Below are 2,240 nucleotides of genomic sequence, written 5' to 3'. Positions count from 1 at the left end.
GAGATTGGATGCCCCGCGAGGAGGCAGATCGGGCTGATTGCAGGGGTCTTCGGGCGAACGGCTGGAACGGGCAGCGGGAGACTGCCACAGGCTGCTTCCGGGCTCGGGGCTACGGCGCTGATCTTGCGCGATTTCCTCGGTGGTCGGGTTCGAGAGCGGTAGCGGGCATGGCACCGACGTCACCTGCGAGGAAGGTAGGATTTCTGGTTCCGGCTGGGCCGGGTTGAGCAGTGACCCCAGTCTTGCGGTGATTTCGTCGAGCGTGATGCCGCCCCCATGTGCCGCCCGTAGACGGGCGATGATGTGGTCGAAGTCCGATACGTCGTCGGTCATGATGGCTTCCATGTTCTGGTAGGGATGCTGGAACGAAGGTGGGGGTCACGAAGACGCCGATCTCGTCAGGTCGGCGCGGCGAGCAGGTGCTATTCAACGATCTGGCAGGGGACGCTGGAGCGACGAGCATGGACGATGACGATGATTGCGACTGCGCGTTTTGCCGGGGCCATGCCCCTGCTGAGATGATTGATCGGATTAAGGCAGCGGCGGACCGGCCCGGCGTGACGATGACGGCGGACGAGTTCTTGCAATGGCTGGAGAAACTTGACCCCGCTGCTGCTGAGCCACCACCTTGATTTCAATCTATAGCAGTGTTCGTGCAGCAGCAGGATCAGGCCACGAGCAGGCGATACACCGATGCGCGTCCGCACTTGAGAGTGCGAGCAATTTGGGTTGCCCCCATGCCTTCATCGCGAAGTTCGCGGACTCGGGCCGGATCGATGGTTGCCGGACGGCCCTTGTAGACGCCCTTCAGCCGGGCGGCTTCAATCCCTCGGCGCTGACGGGCTTTCAGGAAATGCTTTTCCAGCATTCCGACCAAACCGAAGACGGTGAGACAGACTTCAGCCATAACGTCGCTGCCGTCGAGCACGATGGCAGGGTCGTTGATGCGCAATGTTGCCTTCTTCCCGATGATGCGCTTGGCGATGGTGAGTAGATCACCGGTGTCGCGAGCGAGGCGGTCAGGATGGAGGGCCAGCAGGGTGTCGCCTTCATCGAGCAAGCGCAGGGCCGCTTCGAGTTGATCGCGACCGCTAAGCCTCGATCCATTGGCGATATCGACGAACACGACGACTGCACCAAGCTTCTCCAATGCGGCCCTCTGGCTCCCGACATCCTGCCCCTGATCCGTCGAGATGCGTGCGTAGCCCAGAACCTTGCCCATGATGCCTCCATTCGTCTTGTTTAGGTCTAGGCCCTCGTCGCCGACCGTCTTGAAATTGAAAAACCGACCCACTCAGGGCGGTCTTTCTGTTTCGCTGATTGTCTTGCCCGTGGTTACCCTCTCAGGACGGACTCTCATCACGGCGGCGAAGACGCAAGTCATTGTTCTGGATGTGGAAGACCGTGATCCCGTCCAGCGCAGCGGGTAGGTATGAGGGCAGGTCTGCACTACCTGTCAGCGAGGCCCCTATGGCAAGCAGGGCTTGCCGTCGTGGCGCTCGGAAAGCGATCCGGCCACCCACCGCACATCGCGGCGTTCGCCATCGGACCGCTTTCATTGACCGTGACCCGTATGCCGAAGGAATCTCGGACAGCAGCAGGGGCGCTCCGCTCAACGCAGTGACCTGCGTTCCCCCTCTGCCCCGTTGGGGCATCTCCCCCACCCGGACGGGCGGTGGAGACCTAAGGGGTCGTAGCGCATATTCCTTATAGTAATAGAGGTGGATCGGATAACGCCCCCATGGGGCTATCACTTCATCAGATGTATTGAACAGGCGGCGACGCTTCATTGCAGCGAAGCGGAAATGACGGAAGCCGCCTCGAACGGCTGCGGTTAGCAGGCGGACGTCACTACTTCGATTTAAATTGAATCGGCTTACCTCGATTCGGTATTTCCCGTTCACCGGCATTATCCAGCCGGATGGAAAATAACTTAAGATGAATTTGAAGAAGTATGACCGCGACCTTCTGGCTGCCGTCGAATCCACCGACAAGACGTTCGCACCTCTATTCCGCCGGGCCATTGATCGCGGGCCATCGGCTCTCGAAGCGCTGCTGGCCGACCATGCGATCACACCCCCGGATACGGGCGCACGCACCTACCACTGTATGGCGCGAAACCAATACGTTCACGGTCACAACCACCATGGCGCGATCAGGGTCGCCAACGGCAAAGCTCGTCCTTCCGACTATCAGTTCTACGGAAATCCCCTCACAATCGACTCGGAAGGATCAGGGAC

The 2,240-nt window shown here is 60.2% G+C and carries 4 protein-coding genes; 2 read left to right on the top strand and 2 right to left on the bottom strand.

Features of this window, described 5'->3' with window-relative positions:
• Window positions 1–333, bottom strand: a 333-nt coding sequence (locus tag ACODRZ_RS26605; protein WP_488986304.1) for a hypothetical protein, incomplete at its 3' end; no start/stop codon positions are given.
• A gap of 128 nt (window positions 334–461) precedes the next feature.
• Here ACODRZ_RS26605 and ACODRZ_RS26600 point away from each other — a divergent pair.
• The gene (locus tag ACODRZ_RS26600) at window positions 462–632 is read left to right on the top strand and encodes a hypothetical protein (protein WP_488986303.1); all 171 of its coding nucleotides are present in this window, start codon (window positions 462–464) and stop codon (window positions 630–632) included.
• A gap of 35 nt (window positions 633–667) precedes the next feature.
• Here ACODRZ_RS26600 and ACODRZ_RS26595 read toward each other — a convergent pair whose 3' ends face one another.
• Window positions 668–1,222 (bottom strand): recombinase family protein, encoded by a 555-nt coding sequence (locus tag ACODRZ_RS26595; RefSeq protein WP_488986302.1) that lies wholly within the window; start codon window positions 1,220–1,222, stop codon window positions 668–670.
• 716 nt (window positions 1,223–1,938) lie between these two features.
• Between ACODRZ_RS26595 and ACODRZ_RS26590 the strand changes: the two genes are divergently transcribed.
• Window positions 1,939–2,240 (top strand): hypothetical protein (locus ACODRZ_RS26590; RefSeq protein WP_488986301.1); only part of this gene is annotated, 302 nt, incomplete at its 3' end.

This window comes from Novosphingobium sp. FG90, from assembly GCF_057808725.1.
The sequence above is the reverse complement of the archived record's forward strand: the minus strand, read 5'-3'. Positions and strand labels throughout refer to the sequence as shown.